The 25,569-nt window shown below is 67.3% G+C and carries 25 protein-coding genes; 4 read left to right on the top strand and 21 right to left on the bottom strand.

Annotated features, from left to right (window positions below; translation table 11 throughout):
- Positions 1-11: 11 nt before the first annotated feature.
- The gene (gene gltA / locus BO64_RS14660; protein ID WP_496404056.1) at positions 12-1,292 is read left to right on the top strand and encodes a citrate synthase; all 1,281 of its coding nucleotides are present in this window, start codon (positions 12-14) and stop codon (positions 1,290-1,292) included.
- Positions 1,293-1,354: 62 nt separating this feature from the next.
- Here the strand turns inward: gltA and lpxB are convergent, their stop codons facing one another.
- The 19 genes from lpxB to sidA form a co-directional block, all read right to left on the bottom strand.
- On the bottom strand, positions 1,355-2,530 hold the full coding sequence (gene lpxB, locus BO64_RS14655) for a lipid-A-disaccharide synthase (RefSeq protein WP_496404055.1): 1,176 nt from the start codon (positions 2,528-2,530) through the stop codon (positions 1,355-1,357).
- Complete coding sequence (lpxI, locus tag BO64_RS14650; protein WP_496404054.1) at positions 2,527-3,366, bottom strand: UDP-2,3-diacylglucosamine diphosphatase; 840 nt, start codon at positions 3,364-3,366, stop codon at positions 2,527-2,529. The genes lpxB and lpxI overlap by 4 nt, the downstream gene beginning before the upstream one ends.
- Positions 3,366-4,163, bottom strand: coding sequence for an acyl-ACP--UDP-N-acetylglucosamine O-acyltransferase (lpxA, locus tag BO64_RS14645; RefSeq protein ID WP_496404053.1), 798 nt, complete (start codon positions 4,161-4,163; stop codon positions 3,366-3,368). Before lpxA ends, lpxI begins: the two co-directional genes overlap by 1 nt.
- Positions 4,164-4,168: 5 nt before the next feature.
- Complete coding sequence (gene fabZ / locus BO64_RS14640) at positions 4,169-4,639, bottom strand: 3-hydroxyacyl-ACP dehydratase FabZ (RefSeq protein WP_496404052.1); 471 nt, start codon at positions 4,637-4,639, stop codon at positions 4,169-4,171.
- Positions 4,636-5,661: a UDP-3-O-(3-hydroxymyristoyl)glucosamine N-acyltransferase gene (gene lpxD / locus BO64_RS14635; RefSeq protein WP_496404051.1), complete on the bottom strand. Its 1,026-nt coding sequence runs from the start codon at positions 5,659-5,661 to the stop codon at positions 4,636-4,638. Before lpxD ends, fabZ begins: the two co-directional genes overlap by 4 nt.
- A 43-nt stretch (positions 5,662-5,704) precedes the next feature.
- On the bottom strand, positions 5,705-6,340 hold the full coding sequence (locus tag BO64_RS14630) for an OmpH/Skp family outer membrane protein (RefSeq protein ID WP_496404050.1): 636 nt from the start codon (positions 6,338-6,340) through the stop codon (positions 5,705-5,707).
- 7 nt (positions 6,341-6,347) lie between these two features.
- On the bottom strand, positions 6,348-8,729 hold the full coding sequence (gene bamA / locus BO64_RS14625) for an outer membrane protein assembly factor BamA (protein ID WP_496404049.1): 2,382 nt from the start codon (positions 8,727-8,729) through the stop codon (positions 6,348-6,350).
- Positions 8,730-8,758: 29 nt separating this feature from the next.
- Positions 8,759-9,973 (bottom strand): RIP metalloprotease RseP, encoded by a 1,215-nt coding sequence (rseP, locus tag BO64_RS14620; RefSeq protein ID WP_496404048.1) that lies wholly within the window; start codon positions 9,971-9,973, stop codon positions 8,759-8,761.
- A gap of 17 nt (positions 9,974-9,990) precedes the next feature.
- Positions 9,991-11,178 (bottom strand): 1-deoxy-D-xylulose-5-phosphate reductoisomerase, encoded by a 1,188-nt coding sequence (dxr, locus tag BO64_RS14615; RefSeq protein ID WP_496404047.1) that lies wholly within the window; start codon positions 11,176-11,178, stop codon positions 9,991-9,993.
- The gene (locus tag BO64_RS14610) at positions 11,169-11,993 is read right to left on the bottom strand and encodes a phosphatidate cytidylyltransferase (RefSeq protein WP_496404046.1); all 825 of its coding nucleotides are present in this window, start codon (positions 11,991-11,993) and stop codon (positions 11,169-11,171) included. Before BO64_RS14610 ends, dxr begins: the two co-directional genes overlap by 10 nt.
- Entirely contained in the window at positions 11,971-12,759 is a 789-nt protein-coding gene (uppS, locus tag BO64_RS14605; RefSeq protein ID WP_496404045.1) for a polyprenyl diphosphate synthase, read from the bottom strand. Before uppS ends, BO64_RS14610 begins: the two co-directional genes overlap by 23 nt.
- Positions 12,760-12,799: 40 nt before the next feature.
- Positions 12,800-13,366, bottom strand: coding sequence for a ribosome recycling factor (frr, locus tag BO64_RS14600; protein WP_496404044.1), 567 nt, complete (start codon positions 13,364-13,366; stop codon positions 12,800-12,802).
- A 44-nt stretch (positions 13,367-13,410) separates the two neighbouring features.
- Entirely contained in the window at positions 13,411-14,142 is a 732-nt protein-coding gene (gene pyrH / locus BO64_RS14595; RefSeq protein WP_496404043.1) for a UMP kinase, read from the bottom strand.
- Positions 14,143-14,242: 100 nt separating this feature from the next.
- Positions 14,243-15,178 (bottom strand): translation elongation factor Ts, encoded by a 936-nt coding sequence (gene tsf / locus BO64_RS14590; RefSeq protein WP_496404042.1) that lies wholly within the window; start codon positions 15,176-15,178, stop codon positions 14,243-14,245.
- 103 nt (positions 15,179-15,281) lie between these two features.
- Positions 15,282-16,136: a 30S ribosomal protein S2 gene (gene rpsB / locus BO64_RS14585; protein WP_496404041.1), complete on the bottom strand. Its 855-nt coding sequence runs from the start codon at positions 16,134-16,136 to the stop codon at positions 15,282-15,284.
- A 163-nt stretch (positions 16,137-16,299) separates the two neighbouring features.
- Complete coding sequence (locus tag BO64_RS14580; protein WP_496404040.1) at positions 16,300-16,992, bottom strand: GNAT family N-acetyltransferase; 693 nt, start codon at positions 16,990-16,992, stop codon at positions 16,300-16,302.
- A gap of 47 nt (positions 16,993-17,039) precedes the next feature.
- Positions 17,040-17,303, bottom strand: a complete 264-nt coding sequence (locus BO64_RS14575; protein WP_496404039.1) for a hypothetical protein — start codon at positions 17,301-17,303, stop codon at positions 17,040-17,042.
- A complete protein-coding gene (gene dnaE / locus BO64_RS14570; protein WP_496404038.1) occupies positions 17,303-20,758 on the bottom strand; it encodes a DNA polymerase III subunit alpha in 3,456 nt (1,151 codons plus the stop codon). Before dnaE ends, BO64_RS14575 begins: the two co-directional genes overlap by 1 nt.
- 10 nt (positions 20,759-20,768) lie before the next feature.
- Positions 20,769-20,858, bottom strand: a complete 90-nt coding sequence (gene sidA, locus BO64_RS14565) for a cell division inhibitor SidA (protein WP_496404037.1) — start codon at positions 20,856-20,858, stop codon at positions 20,769-20,771.
- 166 nt (positions 20,859-21,024) lie between these two features.
- Here sidA and BO64_RS14560 point away from each other — a divergent pair, with 166 nt between their 5' ends.
- The gene (locus tag BO64_RS14560; RefSeq protein WP_496404036.1) at positions 21,025-22,413 is read left to right on the top strand and encodes a hypothetical protein; all 1,389 of its coding nucleotides are present in this window, start codon (positions 21,025-21,027) and stop codon (positions 22,411-22,413) included.
- A gap of 50 nt (positions 22,414-22,463) precedes the next feature.
- Positions 22,464-23,318, top strand: coding sequence for a DNA adenine methylase (locus tag BO64_RS14555; RefSeq protein WP_496404035.1), 855 nt, complete (start codon positions 22,464-22,466; stop codon positions 23,316-23,318).
- Between the two features lie 185 nt (positions 23,319-23,503).
- On the opposite strand, the gene BO64_RS14550 is transcribed toward BO64_RS14555, so the two are convergent.
- Positions 23,504-24,481 (bottom strand): IS1595 family transposase, encoded by a 978-nt coding sequence (locus BO64_RS14550; protein WP_496404034.1) that lies wholly within the window; start codon positions 24,479-24,481, stop codon positions 23,504-23,506.
- A 314-nt stretch (positions 24,482-24,795) separates the two neighbouring features.
- The gene (locus BO64_RS14545; protein ID WP_496404033.1) at positions 24,796-25,293 is read right to left on the bottom strand and encodes a helix-turn-helix domain-containing protein; all 498 of its coding nucleotides are present in this window, start codon (positions 25,291-25,293) and stop codon (positions 24,796-24,798) included.
- 51 nt (positions 25,294-25,344) lie between these two features.
- Between BO64_RS14545 and BO64_RS14540 the strand changes: the two genes are divergently transcribed.
- Entirely contained in the window at positions 25,345-25,542 is a 198-nt protein-coding gene (locus BO64_RS14540; protein ID WP_496404032.1) for a helix-turn-helix domain-containing protein, read from the top strand.
- Positions 25,543-25,569: the final 27 nt, after the last annotated feature.

The following is a 25,569-nucleotide window of genomic DNA, read 5'->3' as shown; positions in this document are numbered from 1 at the left end:
AAGGAGTTCGCATGGGCGACACGGCGAAGATCGGTATCGGCGGCAAGACCGTCGAGCTCCCCGTCCTGAAAGGCACGGTCGGACCGGACGTGGTCGATATCCGAAAGCTCTACGGCGACGCCGACGTCTTCACCTACGACCCGGGCTTCACCTCCACCGCATCGTGCGAGAGCAAGATCACCTTCATCGACGGCGATCAGGGAATCCTGCTGCACCGCGGCTACCCGATTGACCAGCTGGCCGAGCAGTCGACCTTCCTTGAGGTCTGCTACCTGCTGCTGCACGGTGAGCTGCCCACCGCGGCTGAATTCGCCAAGTTTGAGCACAACATCACCTATCACACCATGCTCCACGAGCAGTTTGATAGGTTCTTCAATGGCTTCCGTCGGGATGCTCACCCGATGGCCATCATGGTCGGCGCGGTCGGGGCTCTCTCGGCCTTCTATCACGACAGCACCAACATCGATGATCCCGAGCAGCGGATCATCTCGGCGCATCGCATGATCGCCAAGATCCCGACGATCGCGGCCCGCGCCTACAAGTACTCCCTCGGCCAGCCGTTCGTGTATCCGCGCAACGACTGCTCGTACGCCGAGAACTTCCTGCGCATGTGCTTCTCGGTCCCGGCCGAGGACTGGAAGCCGAATCCGGTCCTGACCCGCGCCATGGACCGCATCTTCATCCTGCACGCCGACCACGAGCAGAACGCCTCGACCTCGACGGTCCGCCTGGCCGGCTCGTCGGGCGCCAATCCGTTCGCCTGTATCGCCGCGGGCATCGCCTCGCTGTGGGGCCCCAAGCACGGCGGCGCGAACGAAGAAGCGCTCAACATGCTCAAGGAGATCGGGACGGTCGAGAACATCCCGGACTTCGTGAAGGGCGTGAAGAACCGCGAGCGCCTGCTCATGGGCTTCGGCCACCGGGTCTACAAGAACTACGACCCGCGGGCGAAGGTCATGCAGAAGACCTGCCACGAGGTGCTGGCGGCCGTCGGCCACCAGGACGACCCGCTCCTCAAGGTGGCGATGGAGCTCGAGAAGATCGCGCTGAACGACGAGTACTTCATCCAGCGCAAGCTCTATCCGAACGTCGACTTCTACTCGGGCATCACCCTGCGCGCCCTGGGCTTCCCGCCCGAGATGGTCACGGTGCTGTTCGCGCTGGCCCGCACCGTGGGCTGGATCGCCCAGTGGAAGGAAATGATCGAGGATCCGTCCCAGAAGATCGGCCGTCCGCGCCAGCTCTACACCGGCGCGCCGCGGCGGGACTACGTCCCGGTGGACAAGCGCTAAGAGCGTCGACACGTCGAATTGCGAAGGCCGGCCCCCTCGGGGCCGGCCTTTTGCTTTGCGGCTCAGCTGAGGCCGCGGGCCTTGAGCAGAGCCAGGACCGCCTCGGCGGCGGCCTCGCTGGGGTCAGGCCCCCCGCGGCCCATCCGGTCCAGGGCTGCATGCTGTCGCGCTACCTGCCAGGCCCGCAGTTCCGGATCGTCCAGCCGCAGGGCCGCCTCCCGGGCCAGGGCCGGCCCGTTGCAGGCGTCCTGCAGCAGCTCGGGCGCCACGAAGTCCTGCGCGGCGATGTTGAACAGGGTGACATACCGGGTGCGGATCAGCCGCTTCAGGATGGCGTAGGTCAGCGGCGCTACCCGATAGCCCACGACCATGGGGCAGCCCGCCAGCGCCAGCTCGGTGGTCACCGTGCCGGAACAGGCCAGGGCGACAGTCGCGGCTTTCATGGCGTCGCGCCGGGCCTCCTCGCCCTCGACCACGTGAGCGCGCGGGAGCGAGCTGCCGATGCGATCCTTCACCATGGCGGCCACGGTGTCGGCGGCCGGCGCCACCACGTGCAGGTCCGGGCGCTCGGCCTGCAGGCGCGCCGCCGCCTCGGCGAAGGGCGGCAGGACGCGCTCGATTTCCCCCGGCCGGCTGCCCGGCAGGACCAGCAGGATCGGGTCGCCCTCGCCTGCCCCGATCCGGGCCCGCAGCCGCGCCGGATCCGCCTGGGAGAAGTCGGTCGCCAGGGCGGAATTGCCCACGAAGGTGACGGGCAGCCCCGCAGCCTCGAAATAGGGCGCGTCGAAGGCGTGGATGGAAAGCAGATGGTCGTAGGTCTGGGCCGTGGTCCTGGCCCGGCCCGGCCGCGAAGCCCACACCTGCGGCCCCACATATTTCACCAGCGGCAGCTGCGGATAGAGCCGGCGCAGAGCCTTGGCGACCCGCAGGGTGAAGCCCCAGGAATCGATCAGGACAGCGATGTCGGGCGGCTCCCGCTGCGCCAGGGCGGCGGTCTCCCGCACCCGGCGCACGACCTTGGGATAGGCCCGCAAGCCCTCCACCAAGCCCAGGACGGAGAGCTCGGCGATGTCGAAGGGACTGGCGAGCCCCTCGGTCCGCATCCGCTCGCCGCCGACGCCGATGAACTGCACGCGCTCACCCAGTCGCGCCCGGAGCGCGCGCATCAGCCCTGCCCCCCGGTCGTCGCCAGAAGCCTCGGCGGCCACCAGCATGACGGTGAGCAGCTTGGGCGTCATCCGAACTCGGGCTCCACGCCCAGGATGAAGACCCCTAGTTCGTCGGCCAGGGAAATCACCTCATGGCGATCCAGGACGAGCAGCCGCCCGGCCTCGCCAACGATCCCGGCCAGCCCCGCCCTGGCGACGCCCTCGACGGTCGCCCGGCCGATGGTCGGCAGGTCGATGCGGGTCTCCTGGATGGGCTTGGGCGCCTTGGCGAGCACGCCGCGCCCGGCGCCCGGCGCGCCCTTCAGATGGGCGGGCAGGCCCGCCACGCGCGCCAGCATGGCGTCGGTGCCCTCCTGGGCTTCCACGGCCAGGACAAGGCCGCCCGCCACCACGGCGGCCTGCCCCACGTCCAGGCGGCCGACGGCCCGGGCCACCTCCAAGGCGCGCTGCGCATCGTGCAGATCCTCGTCGCCGGCCTGCCGCGCGCCGAGATAGCCGAGGGGCAGCGACAGGTCGTCCATCACCTCATGGGCGCCCAGGACCTCGAAGCCTTCCTTCTCGAACTCCTCCACCAGCAGCCGCAACAGGGCGTCATCCCCGCGCCGGGCGGCGGCGATGGCCTTGGGCAGCAGCTTCAGGCCGTGCAGGTCGGGGATCAGGCTGGCGAAGTCCGGCCGCGTCACGATCCCGGCCAGACAGACCGCCTCGCAACCGGCGCGCTTTAGCGCCTTGATGCACTTGCCCACCTCGGCGACGCCCACCTCGGCGCCGGCGTAAGGCGCGAGCTCGGTCCCGGCGAACCCCTTCAGGCGGATGACGAACAGCGGCCGGCCCGAGCGCTCGCAATGCTCCGCGATCTCCACCGGCAGGCCCCCGCCGCCGGCGATCAGACCCAGCTTCTTCATCAGAACTCGCGTTCGGGCAGGCAGAGCGGGCGGCTGGCGTCGGCGCGGATGAAGTCGATGATCTCCATCACCTGCGGGCTGTCCGCATAGGTCTGGGCCGTGTCCTCAAGCCGCTCCTGGAACGTGCCCTCGTTGGCGAACAGCAGGCGATAGGCGGCGCGCAGGGTGTTGATCGTCTCGCGATCGAAGCCCCGGCGCTTCAGCCCCACGAGGTTCAGTCCCTCGAGATGAGCGTGGTTGCCCCACACCGAGCCGTAAGGGATCACGTCCTTCACCACGGCGGCCAGACCGCCGATCATGGCGTGGCGGCCCACCCGGGTGAACTGGTGCACGGCGGCCAGCCCGCCCACGATCACGAAGTCGCCGATCTGGCAGTGCCCGCCCAGGGTCGCCTGCTTGGTGAGGATGACGTTGTCGCCCACCGTGCAGTCGTGCCCCACGTGGCTCTCGATCATGTAGAGGCCGTTGGAGCCCACCCGCGTCACGCCGCCGCCATGGGGCGTGCCGATGTTCATGGTGGCGTGTTCGCGGATGACGTTGTTGTCGCCGATGACGAGCTCGGTGTCCTCGCCCTTGTAGGCCGTGTGCTGCGGCGGCCCGCCCAGCACGGCGAAGGGGTAGACTTGGTTGTTGGCGCCCAGGGTCGTGCGCCCGTCGATCACCACATGGGAATGCAGCCGCGTGCCTGGCCCGATGCGGACCTTTGGTCCGACTACGCAGAACGGCCCGATGCTGACGTCCTCGGCCAGCTCGGCGCCCTCGGCGATCAGGGCGGTGGGATGGATCTGCCCGGCCAAGACGCTCAGGTCTCCACCACCATGGCGGCGAACTCGCACTCGGCCGCAACCTTGCCGTCCACCAGCGCCTGGCCGGCGAACTTGAAGACGTCGCCGCGGTGGCGCACCACTCGCACGGGCATGCGCACCACGTCGCCCGGACGGACCGGCGAGCGGAAGCGGCAGTTGTCGGCCGACATGAAGAAGATCGCCTTGCCCGTGGTGTCCACGTCCAGCGACTTCGACATCAGCACCGCCCCGGTCTGGGCCATGGCCTCGATCAGCAGCACGCCCGGCATCACCGGATAGTCCGGGAAGTGACCCTGGAAGAAGGGCTCGTTCACGGTCACGCACTTGATGCCGACGATGGACTCGCTCGGCTTGTACTCCTCGCAGCGGTCCACGAGCAGGAACGGATAGCGGTGCGGGATGCGCGCCAGCACCTCGGTGATGTCGATCTGCGTCGGGTCCTGCCCCGCCGGCGCCTTACGCGTCATTCCCCAGTCCCCTTACCCTCCGGCCCCCTGCGGCTCGCCATCCGGGCCAGCCACGCCGTTTCCTTAAGCCAATGCCGGATGGGACGCGCGGGCACGCCGCCCCACGTCTCCCCAGCCGGAATATCCTTCATCACGCCCGACGCCGCGGCCACCCGGGCGCCGGCGGCGATGGTCACATGGTCCGCTACGCCTGCCCGGCCGCCGAACTGGGCGCCGTCGCCGATCAGCACGCTGCCCGAGATGCCGGTGTGGGCGGCCATGACGCAATTGCGCCCCACGCGCACGTTGTGGGCGATCTGCACGAGGTTGTCGATCTTGGTGTTCTCGCCGATCACCGTGTCGTCAAACGCCCCCCGGTCGATGGTGGTGTTCGCCCCGATGGTGACGTTGTCCTGCACGATCACGCGGCCGAGCTGCGGGATGTCCATCAGCCCGCCCGGCCCCGCCGTGGCGCCAAACCCGGGCTCGCCGAGCCGGGCGCCGGCCAGGACCCGGACCCGATCGCCCATCAGGGTGAAGCCAATGGTGACGTTCGGACCGATGTCGCAGTCCCGGCCGATGGCCACGCCAGGCCCGACTACCGTGTTGGGGCCGATCCTTGTGCCGCGGCCGATCTTTACGCCGTCGCCCAGAACCACCCCGGCGCCGAGGACGACGCCCTCCTCCACCTCTACGTCCGCCCCACGGGCCTCATACCCCGCCATGCGCGGCCTGTGCAGCCGGCGGCCCGCCAGGGCGTAGGCGCCGTGCGGATTGGCCGTGACCAGGGCGACGCAGCCGTCCGGCAGCGCCGCTGCATCCCGCGCGGTCACGAAGCAGGCGCCCGGCTCCCGCGCAAGGTCGGCCAGATTCCTTCGGTCGGACAGGAAGGTGACGGTGTCCGGCCCAGCCTGAGCCAGGATGGCGATCCCGCGGATCAGGCGGTCGCCGGCCGCGGGATCAGACAGTTCCGCCCCGCCGAGCCTTGCCAACTCGGCGAGGGGAACAGGTCCCAGGTCCTCGAAGAAGCGGGGATCGGGCATGGTGCGCCTCGGGGAAGCGGAAGCTCGATCCGCCCTTCGCCGCTTAGCGGGTCGCGGCCGGCGCGGCCGGCTGCTGATCCAGGCGTTCGCGGTCGAACGTGAACTGGGTGATCTTGGCGTTCAGGGCCGTGATCACGCCGGGGGTGATGTCCATGGCCGGGTTGCCCAGCACGATGGCGTCACGGTTCAGCAGGACCGAGCACTGGCGCTGCTCGTAGACCTGACGGATCAGCGGCTCCATTTCCTGGCCGACGCGGGCCAGGGCCTTCTGTTCCGTGGCCTGAACTTCACGCTCGCGCTGCTGAACCTTGCGGGTCAGGGCGTTGACGCGAACCTGGAGGGCGGCGGTGCGCTGCTCCAGGGTCGTGCGGTCCAGGGTGGCCCGCTGGCTGTCGAGCTGCTTGCTCTCGTTCTCGATGGCGGTGCGCTCGCCGTTCAGTTCGCCGTTCACCTGCTGGATGATCTGCTGCATCCGCGTGTCGACGTACTTGCCCACGGTCGAGCCGGCGATCGCGCCCGGGATCGACATGATGCAGACGCCGGGCACGGCGGCGCCGTGGTTCACCGGCGGCGGCGCGTTGGTCTGGGCGACCGGCGGGGTCTGGGCGGCGGCTTGACCAGCGATGGCCATGAGCGCGGTCGCAGCGCAACCCGCCGCGACGAAAGTCTTGAAATTCATGAGTTTCCTAGAACCTGGTTGAGGTGGAGAACCGGAAGGTCTCGGTCTTGTCGTAGTCCTCTTTAGCCAAAACGCGGCTGAAGTCGAACCGGATGGGACCCATGGGCGAACGCCAGAAGACGCTCAAGCCGGCCGATGCGCGCAGCGACATGTCGTCCTTGATGCTCGGGTCGCGTGCGCCCAGCGGGCAGGACTCGGTGCCCGGCGGCGGGCACTGCTTGTCCTCCTTGTCGAGGAGGCCCAGCGTACCGACGTCGGAGAACAGCGCGGCCTTGATGCCGTACTGCTCAGGCAGGAACGTCGGCACGGTGAGTTCGACGGTGCCGATGGCGTAGGCCTTGCCGCCCAGGGCGTCGGCGCGGGTGAACGACAGGTCGCGGGGACCGATGCCGGCGGTCTCGAAGCCGCGGAAGGTGTTGCCGCCCTTGTAGAAGCGGTCGTTGATCCGGACGCTGTCGCCGGCCCACCCCTCCACATAGCCCGCCGAACCGGTCAGGCTGAGGATGAAGTCCTTTGTGAAGCCGTGGTACCAGCCGCCCTCGGCCTCGGTGCGGACATAGTTCACATCGCCGCCCAGGCCCGCGAAGTCCTGGACGAAGTCCACGTAGAAGCCGCGGGTCGGGTTCAGATAGTCGTTCCGGCGGTCGTAGCGGAGGCCGTAGCCAACCAGCGAAGTGATGTTCGAGCCGCGCTGACCGCAGAGGGCCAGCGACAGCAACGGCGCCGTCGGATCACAGTAGAAGTCGGCGATCTCGATCTCGTCCTGGCGCAGCGAGTAGCGCAGGGATCCGCGGGCGTTGATGCTGAGCGGGAAGTTGGCGCGGAAGGTCGTGCCGACCGTGGTCGTCTTGTAGGCCGAGTAGTCGGACAGGTCGTACCGATAGCCGTAAAGGTCGATACCGGCGGCCACGTCGCGGCCAAGGAAGCGCGGCTCGGTGAACGAGAAGTCCAGCTGCTGGCGCAGGGAACCCACCGACACCCGGGCGCGCACGTCCTGGCCGCGGCCACGGAAGTTGCGCTGGGTGACGCCGAGGTCGAGGACGAGCTGGTCCACCGAGGAATAGCCGGCGCTGAACGACAGCTCGCCGGTGGGCTGTTCCTCGACCCGAACCTGCAGCGCGGTCCGGTCCGGCGCCGAGCCCGGCGTTTCGGTGATGTCGACGTTCTTGAAGAAGCCCAGGCCACGGATCTGGCGGCGGGACCGGTCGACCAGGGCGCGGTTATAGGCGTCGCCCTCCACCACGCTCATTTCGCGGCGGATCACATAGTCCAGCGTCTGGGTGTTGCCGACGATGTCGATGCGATCGACGTAGACGCGCGGTCCCTCGCGGACCTGGAAGGTCACGTCCACCTTCCGCGTCTCGCGGTTGGGCTGGTAGTTCGGCCGCACGTCCACGAAGGCGAAGCCCGCAGCGCCGGCGGCGAAGGTCAGGGCGTCGGTGGCCCGCTCGATGGCCTCGTCCTGATAGGTCTGGCCCTCACGGACCGGCAGCAGGGCGGCGAGGACGTTCTTGTCCAGCTTCTGCAGCTCGGTCTGGACCTCGATCTTGCCGAACTCGTACCGCGGACCTTCGTCCACTGTGTAGGTGACCACGAAGCCGTTCTTGTCCGGCGCCAGCTCGGCCACGGCGGACGAGACTCGGAAGTCGTAGTAGCCGCGGTTGCGATAGTGCTTGCGCAGCTGCTCCTTGTCGTACTCGAGCCGGTCCGGATCGTAGTTCGCGTTGTTCGAGAAGAACTTGTACCAGCGGCTCTCCTCCGTCACGACCACGTCCCGCAGGTCGTTGTCGGAGAACGCCTTGTTGCCGAGGAAGTTGACCGAGAGGATGCCGCTCTTCGGGCCCTCGTCGATCTTGAAGATCAGGTCGACCCGCTTCTGCGGCAACTCGATGATCTGCGGCGTCACATTGGCGGAGATCCGCCCCGAGCGCCGGTAGAGCTCGACGATCCGCTGGACGTCATTCTGCACCTTGGCGCGGGTGAAGATGCCGCGCGGACGGATCGACACCTCGTCGCGCAGCTTGTCTTCCTTAAGCCCCTTGTTCCCCTCGAAGATCACCCGGTTGATGATCGGATTTTCCTCGACGGTGATCACCAGGTCGCCGTTCCGGAAGTCGATCCGCACGTCCGCGAACAGGTCGGTGCGGAACAGCGCCTTCAGCGCCAGGTCGATCTTCTCGGGGGAGACGGTCTCGCCAGGGCCGATCGGCAGGTAGGAGACGACGGTCGCCTGCTCGATCCGCTCGTTGCCCTGGACGAGAATCCGCTGGACCACCCCGCCCTCTTCCTGCTGGGCGAGGGCGAGCGTCGGCGCGACGAGAGCGGTCGAGCCCAGAAGAAGGGCAAGGCCGGAGGCGAGCGCGGCGCTGCGGGCGCGGGTCTTGAGCATCGAATCAGCCGTTTTGTGGGACCGAGGGCCTAGGAGAATAGGCCGCCGAACAGATTGAACACACGCAGGCGCTGCAAATCGTTCCAGGTGGCGAACAACATCAAACCAAGGACGAGCGCAAGGCCCACTCGGTAGCCTGCAGCCTGAACCTTGGCGCCAAGAGGGCGCCTTGCGATCGCTTCGTAGGCGTAGAAGAGCAGATGCCCCCCGTCCAGGACGGGCACGGGCAGAAGGTTCATGAAGCCGATGCTCACCGAGATCAGGGCGGCGAGCTGGAGCAGGTTGATCCCCGCCCCCATGACCATGTGGCCCACCGAGGGTGCGCCTTCCGCACCGATGGCGGCTACGTTCTTGGTGACACTGGCGATGCCGAGCGGGCCGCGGAGCTGGTCGGTCCCCACCTGCCCTGTCACCATGCGGCCCAGGTAGTAGACGCTGGTCTCGAGCACGTTCCAGGTGCGCGCGACGCCGCCGGCCACCGCCTCGATCGGCCCGTAGCGCACCCGGATGAAGTCGGTCGGGCGCTGGGCGGGCACGAGGCCCAGGACGCCCACGCGCTGCTCGCCCGCCACGATGTCCTTCTGGGTCTCCCAACGCGGCGTCGCCACCAGTTCGACCCGCTGGCCGCCCCGGTCCACCACGAAGCGCGTCGGCACCTCGGCCCGCACGCGCACCAGCTGCTGCACCTCCTCGAAGCGACGCACCTCACGCCCGTTGGCCTCGACCACCAGGTCCCCAGGCCGGAAGCCGGCCGCCTCGGCGGCGCTGCCGGGGTTCACCTGCGCCACGCGGAACGGCAGGACCAGCTCGCCGAAGCTCATCAGCAGGGCGGCGAAGATCGTCACCGCCAGAAGGAAGTTCGCGAACGGCCCCGCGGCCACGATGATCGCCCGCTGCCACAGCGGCTTGAAATGGAAGTAGCGCTCAAGCGCGCCCTCACCTTCCCGTCGCGAAATCTCCCGCCGCATCTGCGACAGGTCGTCCGCGTCGGGGATGGAGGCGGCGTTCTCGTCGCCGGCGAAGCGCACATAGCCGCCAAGCGGCAGCCAGCCGATGCGCCATTCGACCCCTTGCCGGTCGCGCCAGCTGGCCAGCGCCCGCCCGAAGCCGATGGAGAAGCGGTCGATCTTGGTCCCCAGCCACTTGGCGGCCAAGAAGTGGCCCAGCTCGTGGACCGTGACCACGATTCCCAGAACCACCACGAACGGCAGGACGTAGAGCAAGGCGTTCTGAAGGAACTGCATCGCGGCGATCTACTCCATCAGGCCTGCAGGCCGGCGACGACGCCGTCCGCCACGCGCCGGGCCTCCGCGTCCGTCGTCCGGGCGCATTCCACAGCGTCGCTGTTGTCGACCTTGAAGGCCATGCCGTCCAGTCGTTCCAGCGTCTCCTCGACGACCGAACTGATGTCCAGGAAGCCGATCTTGCGGTCAAGGAACGCCGCTACGGCGCGTTCATTGGCCGCGTTCATGGCCGCGGGGGCATGGCCGCCGGCCCGCAGGGCGGCCTTGGCGATGCGAAGGGCCGGGAACCGGTCGATGTCGGGATGCTCGAAGGTGAGCGGCCCGGCAGTCACCAGGTCGAGCTTCGGCGCGGGCCACGGCAGCCGGTCGGGCCAGGCGAAGGCGCAGGCGATTGGCGGCCGCATGTCCGGCGGGCCGAGCTGAGCCAGGGTCGAGCCATCGGCGTACTCGACCAGGCTGTGAATGATCTGCTGGGGGTGGACCAGGACTTCGATACGCTCGGCCGGCATGGAGAACAGGTAGGCGGCCTCGATCACCTCCAGGCCCTTGTTCATCATGGTCGCGGAATCGATCGAAATCTTGGCGCCCATCGAGAAGTTCGGATGCGCCAGGGCCCGTTCGGGAGTGGCCGCCGCCATCTCCTCGCGCGTCGCGGCCCGGAACGGCCCGCCGGACGAGGTGAGGATCAGGCGCGACACCTGGGCCGCCACCGCCGGGTCCAGGACCTGGAAGATGGCCGAGTGTTCGGAATCCACCGGCACGACCGCCCCGCCCGCCAGCTTGGCGGTGCGCAGCAGCGAGGGGCCGGCGCAGACCAGGCTTTCCTTGTTGGCGAGGGCGATCACCGCCCCGGCCTTGGCCGCGGCCAGGGTGGGCGCAAGACCCGCGAAGCCGACGATGGCCGACATCACCCACTGGGCGTCGGCGGTGGCCGCGTCCTTCACGGCCGCGGCGCCGGCGGCCGTTTCGATTCCCGTCCCCTGCAGCCGCTCGCGCAGCCTCGGCAGCGCCGCCTCGTCGTCGATCACCGCCAGCTTGGGCCGCCAGCGCAGGGCCTGGTCCGCCAGACGTTCGACGTTGCGGCCCGCCGTGAGCGCCTGCACCTCGACCTCGACCCCGGCCTTTTCAAAGAGATCCAGGGTGGAGACGCCGATCGAGCCTGTGGAGCCCAGGACGCTGACCTTGCGCGGCAGGTTCAATGCCATCCCCAAATGTTTGCGAGCCGCACCAGGGCCATCACCACCACGGCGAACATGAGGCCGTCGACCCGGTCCAGCAGGCCGCCGTGGCCCGGGATCAGGTCGCCGGAGTCCTTCACTCCGAACCGGCGCTTGAGCGCCGATTCCCAGAGATCCCCGGCCATGGTGGCGAGGCCGACGCAGAAGCCCACCAGGGCCGCGGCGGCGAGGTTGAGCTGGAAGACGCTGAAGAAGGCCATGCCGAACCCGGCCAGCGCCGAGGCGAAGAGCCCGCCCACGAACCCCGACCAGGTCTTGTTGGGCGAGAACCTGGGCCACAGCTTGGGCCCCTTCAGCAGGCTGCCGACGGCGAAGGCGCCGATGTCGGCGGCCCAGGTCGCGGCGAACAGGGTCATCATCCACCAGTGCCCCTGCTCAGTGGAGCGGAGCCAGACGAGGCAGATGGCGGCCGGGGCGATGTAGATCACCCCGAAGGCGGCGTCGGCCGGCCGCTCGGCCACGCCCCGGGCCACCAGGGCCGCAGCCGCCGCCCCCATGACGACGGCGCCCCAGGCGAGCGCGTCCTGCCCCTGATAGGCCAGGAACACCGACGCCAGCACCGCCACGGTGACCGCCGCCGAGACCCGGGTGGGCGCCACGGGGGCGCTCATGCCGCCCCACTCCAGGGCCAGAAGGGCTACGCCGATGGCGATGAGCACGAGGTACGGCCAACCACCCAGCCACGCGGCCCCCAGCGCGGCCGGCGCGATCACCAGGGCCGAGGCGATCCGCAGGCCGAGGTTGGACCAGTTGAACCGCTTAGCCGGCGGCGAGGACGTCATCGGCCACGATCGCGCCATAGCGCCGGTCCCGGGCGGAGAAGGCGGCGAGCGCGGCCTTCAGATGTTCAGCGCCGTAGTCGGGCCACAGGACGTCCTGGAACACGAGTTCGGCGTAGGCGGCCTCCCACAGGAGGAAGTTCGACAGCCGCTGCTCGCCGGAGGGACGGATGATCACGTCTGGCGGCGGGGAGCCGGCGGTGGCCAGCAGGCGGCCGAAGCGCGCCTCGTCGATGTCCTCGGGACGGGCCCGGCCGGCGGCCACCTCCTCGGCGAAGCGGCGGGCCGCGTCGGTGATGTCGGCCTGGCCCCCGTAGTTGAAGGCGATGTTCAGGAAGAAGCGGTCGTTCCGGGCTGTCCGCGCTTGGGCGTCCTCGATCATCCGCACCAACTCGTCGGACAGGCCCTGGCGGCGGCCAATCACCCGCACCCGCACGCCCTCGCGCTCGAGCCGGGCGATGTCGCTCTCGAAGTAGCGCTTGGGCAGAGCCATCAGCTCGGCCACCTCGGCGGCGGGCCGGCTCCAGTTCTCGGTGGAGAAGCCGAAGACGGTCAGCCAGCGGATGTTGAGTTCGGCCGCGGCCGAGACCGTGCGCTTGAGCGCCTCCACGCCCTCGCGATGGCCGAGCGTCCGCGGCAGCCCGCGGCGCTTCGCCCAGCGCCCGTTCCCATCCATGACGATGGCCACGTGCAGGGGACGGTCCTGGCCGGCGCCCTCGCCCGCGGAGGGGAGCGCGCCCGGGTACGCCGTCTTGTCTTGGGAAGCCATCGGTCGGAACGATCCTGGGAGGCGGCTCACGGAGCGCCGGTCAGACCTGCATGATCTCTTGTTCTTTGGTTTTCAAGGCTTCGTCGATGCGCTTGATCGCCTCGTCCGTCATCTTCTGGACGTCGGCCTCCATGCGCTTTTCTTCGTCCTGGCTGATGACGTTGTCCTTCTGGGCCTTGCGCAGGTCCTCGTTGGCGTCGCGGCGGATGTTGCGCACGGCCACGCGCTGCTGCTCGGCGTAGCGGCCGGCGATCTTGGCCAGGTCCTTGCGGCGCTCCTCAGTGAGTGGCGGGATCGGGATGCGCAGGGTCTGGCCGTCGACAACGGGGTTAAGGCCCAGGTCCGACTGGCGGATGGCCTTCTCCACCGAGACCACCAGGCCCCGGTCCCAGACGTTGACGCTGATCATGCGCGGCTCGGGCACGCTGATCGCCGCCACCTGGTTCAGCGGCGTGCTGGAGCCATAGGCTTCCACGTGGATCTGGTCGAGCAGGCTGGCCGAGGCCCGGCCCGTGCGCAGCGAGCCGAACTCTTCCTTGAGCGCGGCGACCGCCTTGTCCATGCGGTCCTTGTACCTGGAAAGCACCGGCTTCTCGGCGGTGGCCATGTCGGATCTCTCCCGTTCGAATTCAGTCGGCGGAATAACTAGCGCTAGGCGATGGTCGTGTAGACCCCTTCGCCCCGCAGCACCTTGAGGAAATTGCCCCGCTCGCGGATCGAGAAGACCACGATCGGGATCTGGTTGTCGCGCATCAGGCTCACCGCCGAGGCGTCCATGACCCGCAGGTCCTTGGCCAGCACGTCGGTGTAGCTGAGCGTCTCATAGCGTTCGGCGGTGGGGTCCTTCTTCGGGTCGGCGGTATAGACGCCGTCCACGCTGGTGCCCTTGAACAGCGCCTCGCAGCCCATCTCGGCGGCCCGCAGGGCTGCGCCCGAGTCGGTGGTGAAGAACGGCGCGCCCACGCCGGCGGCGAAGATCACCACCCGCCCCTTCTCCAGGTGCCGCTGAGCCCGACGCCGGATGTAGGGCTCGCAAACGGCCTCCATCGGAATCGCCGACTGCACGCGGGTGTAGACGCCGATCTTCTCCAGGGCGGCCTGCAGGGCCAGGGCGTTCATCACCGTGGCCAGCATGCCCATGTAGTCGGCGCTCGCCCGCTCCATGCCGCGTCCGGCCAGGGACACGCCGCGGAAGATGTTGCCGCCGCCGATCACCAGGCAGAGCTCCACCCCCGTGCGAACCACCTCGGCGATGTCCTCGGCGGCCCGCTCCAGGGTGTTGGTGTCGATGCCGAACGGCTGATCCCCCATCAGGACCTCGCCCGAAACCTTCAGCAGCACACGGGTGTAGCGGGGCTTGGCGCCAGTTTCAGAGGGGGGCATCGGGGGTGTCCGGAATCCTGTGGGCGGGACGTAGATACATCAAGGGCGCGGCGCGCGTCGAACGCGCCGCGCCCTTAAAGGGTCGGTTTCGAAGCGGAGCTTAGCCCGCGTTCGTCATCGAGGCCACTTCAGCCGCGAAGTCGTCGACCTTCTTCTCGACGCCCTCACCCAGCATGAAGCGGACGAAGCCCTTCACGCTGACCGGCGAGCCGGTCTGCTTGCTGGTTTCCGCGAGCAGGTCCTCGATCGTCTGATCGGGGTTCATGACGAAGGGCTGCTTCAGGAGCACCACTTCTTCCTGCCACTTGCGGATGCGGCCCTCGACCATCTTCTCGGCGATCTCGCGGGGCTTGCCCGATTCCATCGCCGTCTGGGTCTGGATTTCGCGCTCCTTGGCGACGACTTCCGGATCCAAGTCGTTCGAGGTCAGCGCCAGCGGCGGGGTCGGCGTGCCGGCCACGTGCATGGCGATCTTGCGGCCGACATCCTTCAGCACCGCCGGGTCGCCGGCGCCTTCCAGCGCCACCAGCACGCCGAGGCGGGCCACGCCCTCGCCCTGCACATTATGCAGGTAGAGCGACACGGCGCCTTGCTCGACGGTCAGGCGCTGGCTGCGGCGCAGGCGCATGTTCTCGCCGATGGTGGCGATCAGACCAGTGATGAGGTCGCCGATCACCTCGCCGGTGTCGGTCTTGGCCTCATGCAGGGTCTCGAGCGCCTCGTGGGTCAGGGCCGTGACCGCGATGCGGCGGGCGGCGTCCTGGAACTTGTCGTTCTTGGCCACAAAGTCGGTTTCGGCGTTCAGCTCGATGAGCACGCCGGTCTTGCCGTCTTCGCTTGTGATGCCGGCCACCAGGCCTTCGGCCGCGGCGCGGTCCGACTTCTTGGCCGCCTTCGACAGGCCCTTGGTCCGCAGCCAGTCCGCCGCGGCTTCAATGTCGCCGCCGGTCTCCTGCAGGGCCTTCTTGCAGTCCATCATGCCCGCGTCGGTTTTTTCGCGCAGTTCCTTGACCAGCGCAGCGGTGATCTCCGCCATGGTCGGCTCCTTCAAAATCTAGAATCGTGACGAGCCCCAATATGAGGCTCGTCACTCAAAGTTGCTTGTCAGCGCCGCGCCCAAGGGGCGCGTCGAAAGCTGGTTACTGGCCCGACTGCTCGGCCGGGGCTTCGGCGCCGGTCATCTCGGCTTCGAGGGCCGCAACTTCCGGCGCGGCGACCTCGGGCTCGGCGGCGGGCGTCAGCTCGCGCGCCAGGGCCGGCTCGATCGGGGCTTCCGAAGCGCCAAGGTCCACGCCCGCGGCGGCTTGGCCGGCGGCCAGACCGTCGAGGATCGCGTCAGCCATCAGGTCGCAATACAGCTGGATCGCGCGGGCCGCGTCGTCGTTGCCCGGGATCGGATAGGTGATGCCGTCCGGGTTGCAGTTGGTGTCGAGGATGGCGATCACCGGGATGTTCAGCTTCCGGGCTTCCTGGATCGCGATCGCTTCCTTGTTGGTGTCGATCACGAACATCAGGTCGGGAATGCCGCCCATGTCCTTGATGCCGCCGAGGCTCAGCTCCAGCTTGTCCTTCTCGCGGGTCAGGGTCAGCAGTTCCTTCTTGGAACGGCCTTGGCCCTCGCCGCTCACCACGGTTTCCAGCTCGCGCAGGCGCTGGATCGAGCCCGACACGGTGCGCCAGTTGGTGAGCGTGCCGCCCAGCCAGCGGTGGTTCACATAGTACTGGGCGCAGCGCTTGGCCGCCGCGGCCAGCGGCTCCGAAGCCTGGCGCTTGGTACCCACGAACAGAATCCGTCCGCCGCCCGCGGCGACTTCACGGACCTTCACCAGCGCCTGGTGCAGCAGCGGGATCGTCTGCGACAGGTCGATGATGTGGATGTTGGAGCGCGCGCCGAAGATGTACTTGTCCATCTTCGGGTTCCAGCGGTGCGTCTGGTGGCCGAAGTGGGCGCCCGCTTCGAGGAGCTGGCGCATGGAGAATTCAGGCAGAGCCATCGTCTGTATCTCGTCTTTCTTCCGGTTGAACCGCCGCAGGCCACCCTCTGTCGAGGACCGGAACGGTGATGGACGGGATGTCTCCCCGGCCACGCCGAACACCTGCGTGTGGAATGAGGCGGGCACATAGGGGCTAAGCGCCCGAAATGCAAGCCGTTCCCCCTCAGGCGGCCTCGAGGAAGCTCACCTCCACCGCCCGACGGCGCACCCAGCCCAGCCGCTCGTAAAGCGCGATGGCGCGGGCGTTGTGGTCATAGACATGCAGGAACGGCACGTCGCCCCGTTGGATGATCCCCTGGGTCACGAGGCTCATCAGGCCGGCTGCATAGCCTCGCCCCAAGAAGTCGGGATGGGTGCAGACGGCGCTCAGTTCCGTATAGCCCGGTAGGCTCAGGCGCTCGCCGCACATGGCCGCCAGCCGGCCGCCTTCGCGCACGCCGATGAAGCGGCCCAGTCGATGGGTGCGCTGGAAGAACGGCCCGGGCTTGGTCAGCGTGGCCAGCTCCAGCATCTCGGCGGCGGCGGCGTCCCCCAACTCCACGACTTCGAAGTCCACTGGGGCCGGCTTCGGCGCCTCGGCCACCATCTGGCTGATGGGATCGCCCGGCGTGATGATCACGCCATCCAGCTGCCCGGGCGGGTCGGCCTCGAACAGGGCCGCCGGGCCGGTGGCTCGGACCAGATCGGCGAGCGCGGCGAGGTTCTCAGGGGAATGATCGGCCGCCGCGGCGAACAGACCGTATTCAGGGGCGAGCCGCCGCGCGCGCCCATCGCCCAGGGCGAGATCAGCCTGGCGGGTGGTCAGGGCGCGCCACACCGCCCGGTCGAGGGGATGTTCGAAATGCGAGTCAGGCATGTCCTCACCTGCCCTGCCCGACCGCCCGCCGTCACGCGCTTTGCGACCTATCTCGGCTTGCCGTAGACCGAACCCGGCTTCCACGGCTCGTAGGGCTTGAACGGCTCGGGCGCCTTGGGCGTCGCCGGACTTCCATAGGTCTTCGAAGACGACGCCGGCGGCGACGTCGGGCTCGGCAGCGGCTTCGGCGGCGTGCTGAAACTCGGCGCCTTCGGCGCCTTCACCTGCGAGCCGAAGCCGGACCGAGTCTGGGCCTCGGCCGTCCCGGCAAAGGCCAGGGCGAGCACGAGCGGCAGGGCGGCCTTGATCATCAGACGTCCTCCACAAACACCACGCCGGGCGCGGTCTTGAGGGCCCCGCGGACAGCGCCGTCCAGGGTGTAGCGGCCGGGCAGCTTCACCTCGACCTCGCACCCGATCTCCAGCGGAGCCACCAGCACGATCTCTCCACCCCGGGGATTTGTCACGCCCTCAAGGCGCTTCTTCAGGGCCTCGATCTCCGCGCTGCGCGGCGCCACGTGGACCCGCAGCCCGGCCACCACATTGGCCACAGCCTTCTCCACCGGCTCGACGTTGTCGCCGAAGAAGCGCACCTCGCCCTCATTGGCCTTGGCCCGCACGGTGATGGCCACCGCCTTCCCCGGCTCCAGCAGGTCGCGGCACCGCTTCAGGGACTCCGGCGGGAACAGCACCTCGTACTCGCCCGTGGGATCCGAGAAGGTGACGAAGGCGAACTTCTCGCCCGAGCGGGAAGGACGCTCCTGCTTGCGCCGCACCACCCCGGCCATGCGCAGCGCCTCGGCGCCCGCGGCGGCCTTGGCCACCGCGTCGGTAAGCAGGTCGGTGCGCCGCCGCCGCAGGGCCTCGACCATGTCGTCCAGGGGGTGGCCCGACAGATAGAATCCGACCGCCGCCAGTTCCTCGTCCAGGCGTTCGGTGGGCGTCCAGGGCTCGGCCTTGGTGAGGCGCGGGCGGTGCCCGCCCGACGGATCGTCACCGAACAGGCTGACCTTGCCTTCGGCCCGGTCGGCGGCCAGGGCCTGGCCGTGGCCCACCAGGGCGTCGGCCGAGGCGATCAGCTCGGCCCGGTTCGGATGGATGGAGTCGAAGGCGCCCGCCCGAGCCAGGGTTTCGAAGGTGCGCTTGTTCACCTGCTTGGGATCGACCCGTTCCACGAAGTCGAAGATGTCGCGGAACGGCCCGCCCTCGCGGCGCACCTGCACCACGTGCTCCATGGCCTGCAGGCCCACATTGCGGATCGCGCCCAGGGCGTACACGACCTCGCCGTTCTCCACCTCGAAGTCGGCGCCGGACCGGTTCACGCAGGGCGGCCGAATCTTCACCCCGAAGCGCTTCGCGTCCTGGTAGAACACCGAGAGCTTGTCGGTGTTGGCGATATCGAGGCTCATCGAGGCCGCGAAGAACTCGACGGGCGCGTTCGCCTTCAGCCACGCCGTCTGGTAGCTGACAAAGGCGTAGGCGGCGGCGTGCGACTTGTTGAAGCCGTAGCCGGCGAACTTGTCCACGAGGTCGAAAATGGCCCCCGCCTGGGCGGCCGGCACGCCCTTGGCCTCGGCGCCCGAGATGAAGCGCGCCCGCTGCGCCTCCATCTCCTCCTTCTTCTTCTTGCCCATGGCCCGGCGCAGCAGGTCGGCTTCGCCCAGGCTGTAACCTGCCAGGATCTGGGCGATCTGCATCACCTGCTCCTGGTAGACAATGATGCCGTAGGTTTCCTTCAGCACCCCTTCCAGCATGGGATGCAGGTAGTCGATCGGCTTGCGGCCGAACTTGCAGTCCACGAAGGTCGGGATGTTGTCCATCGGCCCCGGGCGGTACAGGGCGCCGATGGCGGTCACGTCCTCGATGGAACTGGGCCGAAGCTGACGCAGGGCGTCGCGCATGCCCTGACCTTCGAACTGGAAGACGCCGATGGTCTGGGCGTTGCTCATCAGGTCGTAGGTGGCCTGATCGTCCAGCGGCAGGGCGTTCATGTCCACCGCCGCGCCGCGCTTCTCCAGATACTTCACCGCCCGGTCGATGACCGTCAGGGTCTTCAGCCCCAGGAAGTCGAACTTCACTAGGCCCGCGCTCTCCACCCACTTCATGTTGAACTGGGTGGCCGGCAGTTCCGAGCGCGGATCGCGGTACAGCGGCGTCAGCTGAGTCAGCGGCCGGTCGCCGATCACCACGCCGGCGGCATGGGTCGAGGCGTTGCGGTACAGCCCCTCCAGCTGCATGGCCACGGTGATTAGCCGGTCGACGGCCTCGTCGCGCTGGCGCTCCTCCTTCAGCCGGGGTTCGATCTCCAGCGCCTGGGCGAGGGTCACGGGGTTGGCGGGGTTGGCCGGCACCATCTTGGCGAGACGGTCCACCTGGCCGAGCGGCAGCTGCATCACCCGGCCCACGTCGCGCAGCACGGCTCGGGCCTGCAGGGTGCCGAAGGTGATGATCTGGGCCACCTTGTCCCGGCCGTAGCGCTGCTGGACGTACTGGATCACCTCCTCCCGCCGCTCCTGGCAGAAGTCGATGTCGAAGTCCGGCATCGAGACCCGTTCGGGATTGAGGAAGCGCTCGAACAGCAGCCCGTAGCGCAGCGGGTCGAGGTTGGTGATCGTCAGCGAATAGGCCACCAGCGAGCCGGCGCCCGAACCCCGGCCCGGGCCCACCGGAATGCCCCGGGCCTTGGCCCACTTGATGAAGTCCGAAACGATCAGGAAGTAGCCCGGGAACCCCATCTGGGTGATGACCTGGATCTCGCGCTCCAGGCGGGCCTCATAGTCCTCGGGCGGGAAGGCATTGGCCTGCCCCGCCGCCATCCGCGCCTTCAAGCCCTCCCGCGCCTGGTGGGCCAGTTCGTCCGCCTCGGAGCGGCCGGCGTCCGTGGTGAACCTGGGCAGCAGCGGCGGGCGCTTGTGCACCATGAAGGCGCAGCGGCGGGCGATGTCGATGGTGTTGTCGCAGGCCTCGGGCAGGTCGGCGAACAGGGCCCGCATGTCGGCCGGCGACTTGAACCAGTGCTCTGGCGTGACCCGGCGGCGTTCCTCCTGCCCTACGAAGCTGCCGTCGGCGATGCACAGCAGCGCATCGTGCGCCTCGTACATCTGCGGGTTCTTGAAATAGACGTCGTTGGTGGCGACGAGCGGCACATCCTCGTCATAGGCGAAAGCCACCAGCCCGCCCTCGGCGGCCGCCTCCGAAGGGAGGCCGTGGCGTTGCAGCTCCACATAGAAGCGGTCCCCGAAGACCCGCTTCATCTCGGCCAGGGCCGCCCGCCCCTCCTTCTCCTTCCCGGCGGCGAAGAGATGGTCCACCGGGCCGTCCGGCCCGCCCGACAGCAGGATCAGCCCCTCGGACCGCTCGCAGATCTTCGGCCAGGGAACATGCGGCTCCTCGCTGGCGTCGGCGTCCAGATAGGCGATGGACGAGAGCTCGCAGAGATTGAGGTAGCCCTGCTCGCTTTGGGCCAGCAGCACCACGGTCGGGGTCTTGGCCCAGCGCTCGGGCGGCCGATCGCCGATCCCCGACACCGGCAGGGCGCAGCCGATGATCGGCTGGACGCCCGAGCCCTTGGTGGCCACCGAGAATTCCAAGGCGCCGAATAGGTTGGCCCGGTCGGTGAGCGCCACCGCAGGCATGTGCCAGCCCTTGGCTAGATCGCCGATCTTGTCAGCCTTGATCGCCCCTTCCAGCAGTGAATAGGCGGAGCGGACCCGGAGGTGGACGAAGCCTTCGCTGCTATCCCCGCTCAAGGTGGCCTGCTTCCCCATTCGCATCGCGTCAGCTCACGACTGCCGCCAGGTGGCACATCATCCAGACAAAGCTCGCGACCGAACCAAAGGCCAGCGATTCCCGCGCCAGACGAACCATCCCCTGCATCCTTCTGTGGGCGTCCCTGTGGACAACCGTTGCGTTCCTTGTTCGTTCTTATTCGCCTTTTGTTCTCATGGTCAAGCCGGGGCGATGATGCACTTCACATACCAAGCCATCGGGAGTAGCTTCGCCATGGGGAAACAACCATGGGGCGGCGGGTGCGATGCCGTGGGGGACGTTCAAGCTCGGTGAGCTGAAGCTCGATCAGGAAAACATCAGGATTGGCCCAGATCGGAAGCCTGATCAGCGGGCGACCATCAAAGCCATAGTCGCAGACCAGGGGCAAAAGCTGGTCAATTTGGCGCTCGATCTCATCGATGTGGGGCCGAGCCCCGGCGAGCCGATCTGGGTTACCCCCGATCGAAAGCAGAGCGGCCAGTACATCGTACTTGAAGGCAATCGGCGGGTTTGCGCGCTGAAGATGCTCGACAACCCCGCCCTGGCGGCAAACACCGAGGTGGCCAGCGCGTTCGCCAAGATGGCAAAAGACTTCGCGGCCAAGCCAATCCGAAGCCTTGATGCCCAGGTGTTCGCTTCCCGCGAGGACGCTGCGCCCTTCATCGAGCGCCGACACATGAGCGCCGCGTCAGGTGTAGCGCTCCAACGTTGGCGATCTCTGAGGATCGCTCGCGCGGCAAAAGGCGGACGAGTCCGCAGGTCGCTGATCGTCCTCGACTACCTCGATGACGGCAGCGATGATTTCGCCGAGGTCGCCGCGATCATCGACGCCAAATCGACCTCGGTGGACCGCGTTCTAAACGCTCCCGCAATGCGAGAGGCGCTGGGCGTGGACATCGATCTGAAGACGAAGTCGGTCACCTTCGACAATGGAGACGAGATAGGCGGCCGCCGGCTGCTGCGCGACTTGATTACCGCAATGTCTGAACCCGAGTTCACCTTCAGTCGTATCCGTGACAAGGGCGACCGGGACGGATTCGTTAGGGAGTTCTCAGATCGCAGCGTGCGCTCGACATCCAGCGAGCCTCCAGCATCCAGCGGGGCGAAATCGGAGGGCGGCACAACCGCGCCCAGCGGCGCCCCCACTGCGCGCTCGCGAAAGCGCCTTGTTGAGCCCGCTAGGGCCACGCTGGCGCCCAAGTACGGTGACCGCACTTTCAACGTTCAGGGCAAGCGCCTCAACAAGCTCTACAACGAGTGTCGTCTGATCAAGATAGAGGGGAACGAGAACGCGGCGGCGCTGCTGCTGCGCGTCTTCTTGGAGTTAAGCAGCGAGGCGTTCCTCATTGAGAAGGGAGTGCCGCTGCCGGACAAACACGCGTTGAAGAAGGGGCGCTCAGACTGGGGTGAGTTTGGGATTACGATTGAGGACAAGATCAATGCGGCTTTGCCGCTGATCGATAAGACCCCAAGAACGAAGATGCAGTTGAAGCCAGCGCGCACCGCACTGGCAGACCCCCACCGCAGCGGCTCTGTCGACACTCTCCACGCGTACTTCCACAACCTCGAAATGACGCTTGATGCAGCGTCGCTACGCGACGCCTGGGACACCTGGGAGAACTACCTGCGCCTTCTGCACGCAGCCCGGATTTAGCGCTGGCCAACGCGCTGCTTCTTGGCTAAATGGTTCGGCAGAGGGATCAGATGTTCGACAGTCCGCTGCGCTATCCGGGCGGCAAAGGCCGCCTATCTCAGTACGTAATCGACCTGATTGAGATGAACGGTCTCACGGGCGGCCACTACGTCGAAACCTATGCCGGCGGGGCCGGCATTGCGATCACGCTGCTCTACCTCGAATACGCATCGCACGTTCACCTGAACGACGTTGATCCTGCCGTCTATTCATTCTGGAAATCTCTGGTCGATCAACCTGACGACCTGGCGCGGCTAGTGCGGGACACGCCCCTCACGCTAGAGGAACGGGACCGTCAGAAGGCGGCCTATCGCGCCGAGGACTCCTCGGTCCTAGAGCGCGGCTTCGCCATGTTCTATCTCAACCGGGTGAACCGCTCGGGGATCATCCACGGCGGCGTCATCGGCGGCAATCACCAGTCGGGCGCCTACAAGATCGACGCGCGGTTCAATCGCGCTGAGCTGGTTCGCCGGATAGAGAAGGTGGCCAGCTATGCACCGAGGATCAGCGTTCACAATCGGGACGCCGCCGACTTCATCGCGAACGAGCTGCCGAAGATCAAAGACCAGACCTTGGTCTATCTGGACCCGCCCTACTACGCGAACGGCAGCCGCCTCTATCGAAATACCTACAAGCACGACGACCACGCCAAGATTGCGGGCATGGTGGGCTCCATCCGCCAGCCCTGGATCGTGTCGTATGACAATGCGCCCCAGGTCTGCGCCCTATACGCGAAGTACCGCCAGCAGACATTCGGCTTGGGCTATTCCGCCAACGCGCGGTACGAAGGGACCGAGGTCATGGTCTTCTGTGACCAGTTGAAGATCCCCGGCGAAATCGAACCCTTCAGAGGCTTCGCCGCCTAGGAGGCCAAGGTGGCCGACGAGAACGACGAATACAGCCCCGAGGAAGCCGCGCGGCGACGCGATGAGGTGGTCCGGCGAATGCTGGCCACCCCTCCGCAACCCAAGCCCAAGCCGGTCCCTGGCGGGAAGCGCGGGCGCCCTAAGAAGACCTAGGGGGTTTGCAGCCGCGCCAGCGCGAGCGTCGCTTAAGCGTACCCTTCTGCGCCGTAGAGGCCGAAGGACCGGCGCCCGTGAGGCTGTCGGTAGGTGAGCCGCTTGCCGACCACGCCCGCCACCGCGCGGGCCGCGCGGGTGGCATCATCGACGCCATTGGCGACCCGGTTCGTATAGCGGAAGTCAAACTCGGCGACGTAGCGGTGCAGATGGCGGCTGGCGCAGTGTTGATAGACACCCCGCATCCCGCGTTTGAAGATCGAATAGAAGCCCTCGACGGTGTTCGTATGAACCCGCTTGTCGAACTGAGAGACGTACTCGCCCTTGCCGTGGTTGACGATGCCGTGGCCTGAGAAGTTCCACCCCAGGCCGACATAGCGCTGCGCCTCGTCCGTCATCAGCCATGCCTCGCGCGCAAGGTTGGCCTCAATGATGGGCGTGATGGTGGACATGCGAAGATCGGTGACCACGAAGCTGCGCGCCTCGCCGGTCGTGCGATCCACCAGCGACAGCACCTTGTTCATGTTGTGGATGCTGAACTTTTCCTTCGGCGCGGGCGGCCGGAGAATGTCGCGACCGATGAACGTCTCATCGACTTCGACAGGGCCGCCGCCGCCGCCCATCGGTTCGCCAGCTTGCGGTCGCATCGCCTCGCGGATGCGGTGAGCCATGAACCAAGCCGTCCGATAGGAACCGAAGCCCAGCATCCGGTAGAGTTGGTGGGCGCTGATCCCCTTCTTGCTGGCGCACATCAGGTGGGTGGCCAGCAGCCACTTGTGCAGCGGGATGTGCGAGCGCTCGTAAACCGTCCCCATGGTGGCGGTGAACGGCTTGCGGCAGTCCTTGCACTTATAGAGGCCCGGCCGGTGCGACTTGCCCTGCATCAGCGTCGAGTTCCCAACGGTGCCGCAGTGAGGGCACACGCGGCCTTCCGGCCAGCGGATCGCCTCGAAGTGCTCGCGGGCCTTTTCCTCGTCGGTGAAAATCGGGTTGGTCAGGTCGGAAGACATTGGCTTTCTCCAATGTCTTCAATGTAACAGCCGCGTTTGGTATTTCAAGTGCATAATCGCCCAAGCCGGTTATATGCGCAGGTGGTGGGGCGGCTCTTTGAGATTGTCGCTGACTGACCACTAGAGATTGTCGCTAGCGCCGAAGGAAAGTGCCGTGCGCACAGCGGCTTAGCGCTGGACTGGGGACCCATTGGGAAACTTCCTAGGTTTCCCAATCAGGCCGAAGCGAAAAGGCTTGAGAAATCAGAGCGGCTGACAAAGTGGTTTCTCAATCTAGCCCGGTTTGAGAAACCACTTTGCGAAACTGACCCGAGCTAGAGCCTGGCTGCGTGAACGGGCAGCTCCGACACCCACTTCCTAAGTCGCTTCAGGTATTCCTCATCTCTCATCACGTCCTCGCCAGCAGCGACCGGGTCTTTCCCTGTCGCTGACTCGTACTTCTGCAGATGTTCCATGATCGCGTCACAGATGATGGGGAAGCACGCCGCAACCGAGAAATAGATCAGGTCGCGGCCGCCGGTCGCTCCCGCCACCTTTGACCGCTCGTACCAGAACTCGGCGAGGCGAATCGCCACCATGCGGGCCGCGATGGAGCGCAGGGCAGCTCCACCACCACCAGACTCCAACATGCGCTCGAAGCGCAGCAATGAGGGCATGGGCACCTGCCCGCGCACGCGCCAATGCGACACTGTGCTCTGCGCGACACCTAGGAAGCTAGCCAGGTCACGGTCGGTCCGAACGCCCGCGCGCCGCTTCATTTCGTCGATGAGCGATGCCGTGTCACCGCCCCATTCGGTGAGCGCTTGCTGCATTTGGATTTTTGGCATATTCCAAATTATCAATGTCAACGCGGTGGACAGCCGATGCGCGACGAGGCCGGCGATCTGGCAAGAGTTAAGGCAGGTTTCATCTTGGAGGGAACCACCCTGAAGGGTTGGTGCCGCGCGAACGGCGTTGATGCGCGCTACGCCCACAAAGTCCTAGCAGGTCAGCATACCGGTCCCAAAGCCAAGGCGCTGAAGAGGCGCATCATCCAGGCAAGCCGCGCGCCAGGGTTCTGACATGGCGGCATCGGGGGATTGGGTCAG

This window comes from Phenylobacterium composti DSM 19425 (genome assembly GCF_059568645.1).
This window is presented reverse-complemented; position numbering and strand designations above follow the sequence as displayed.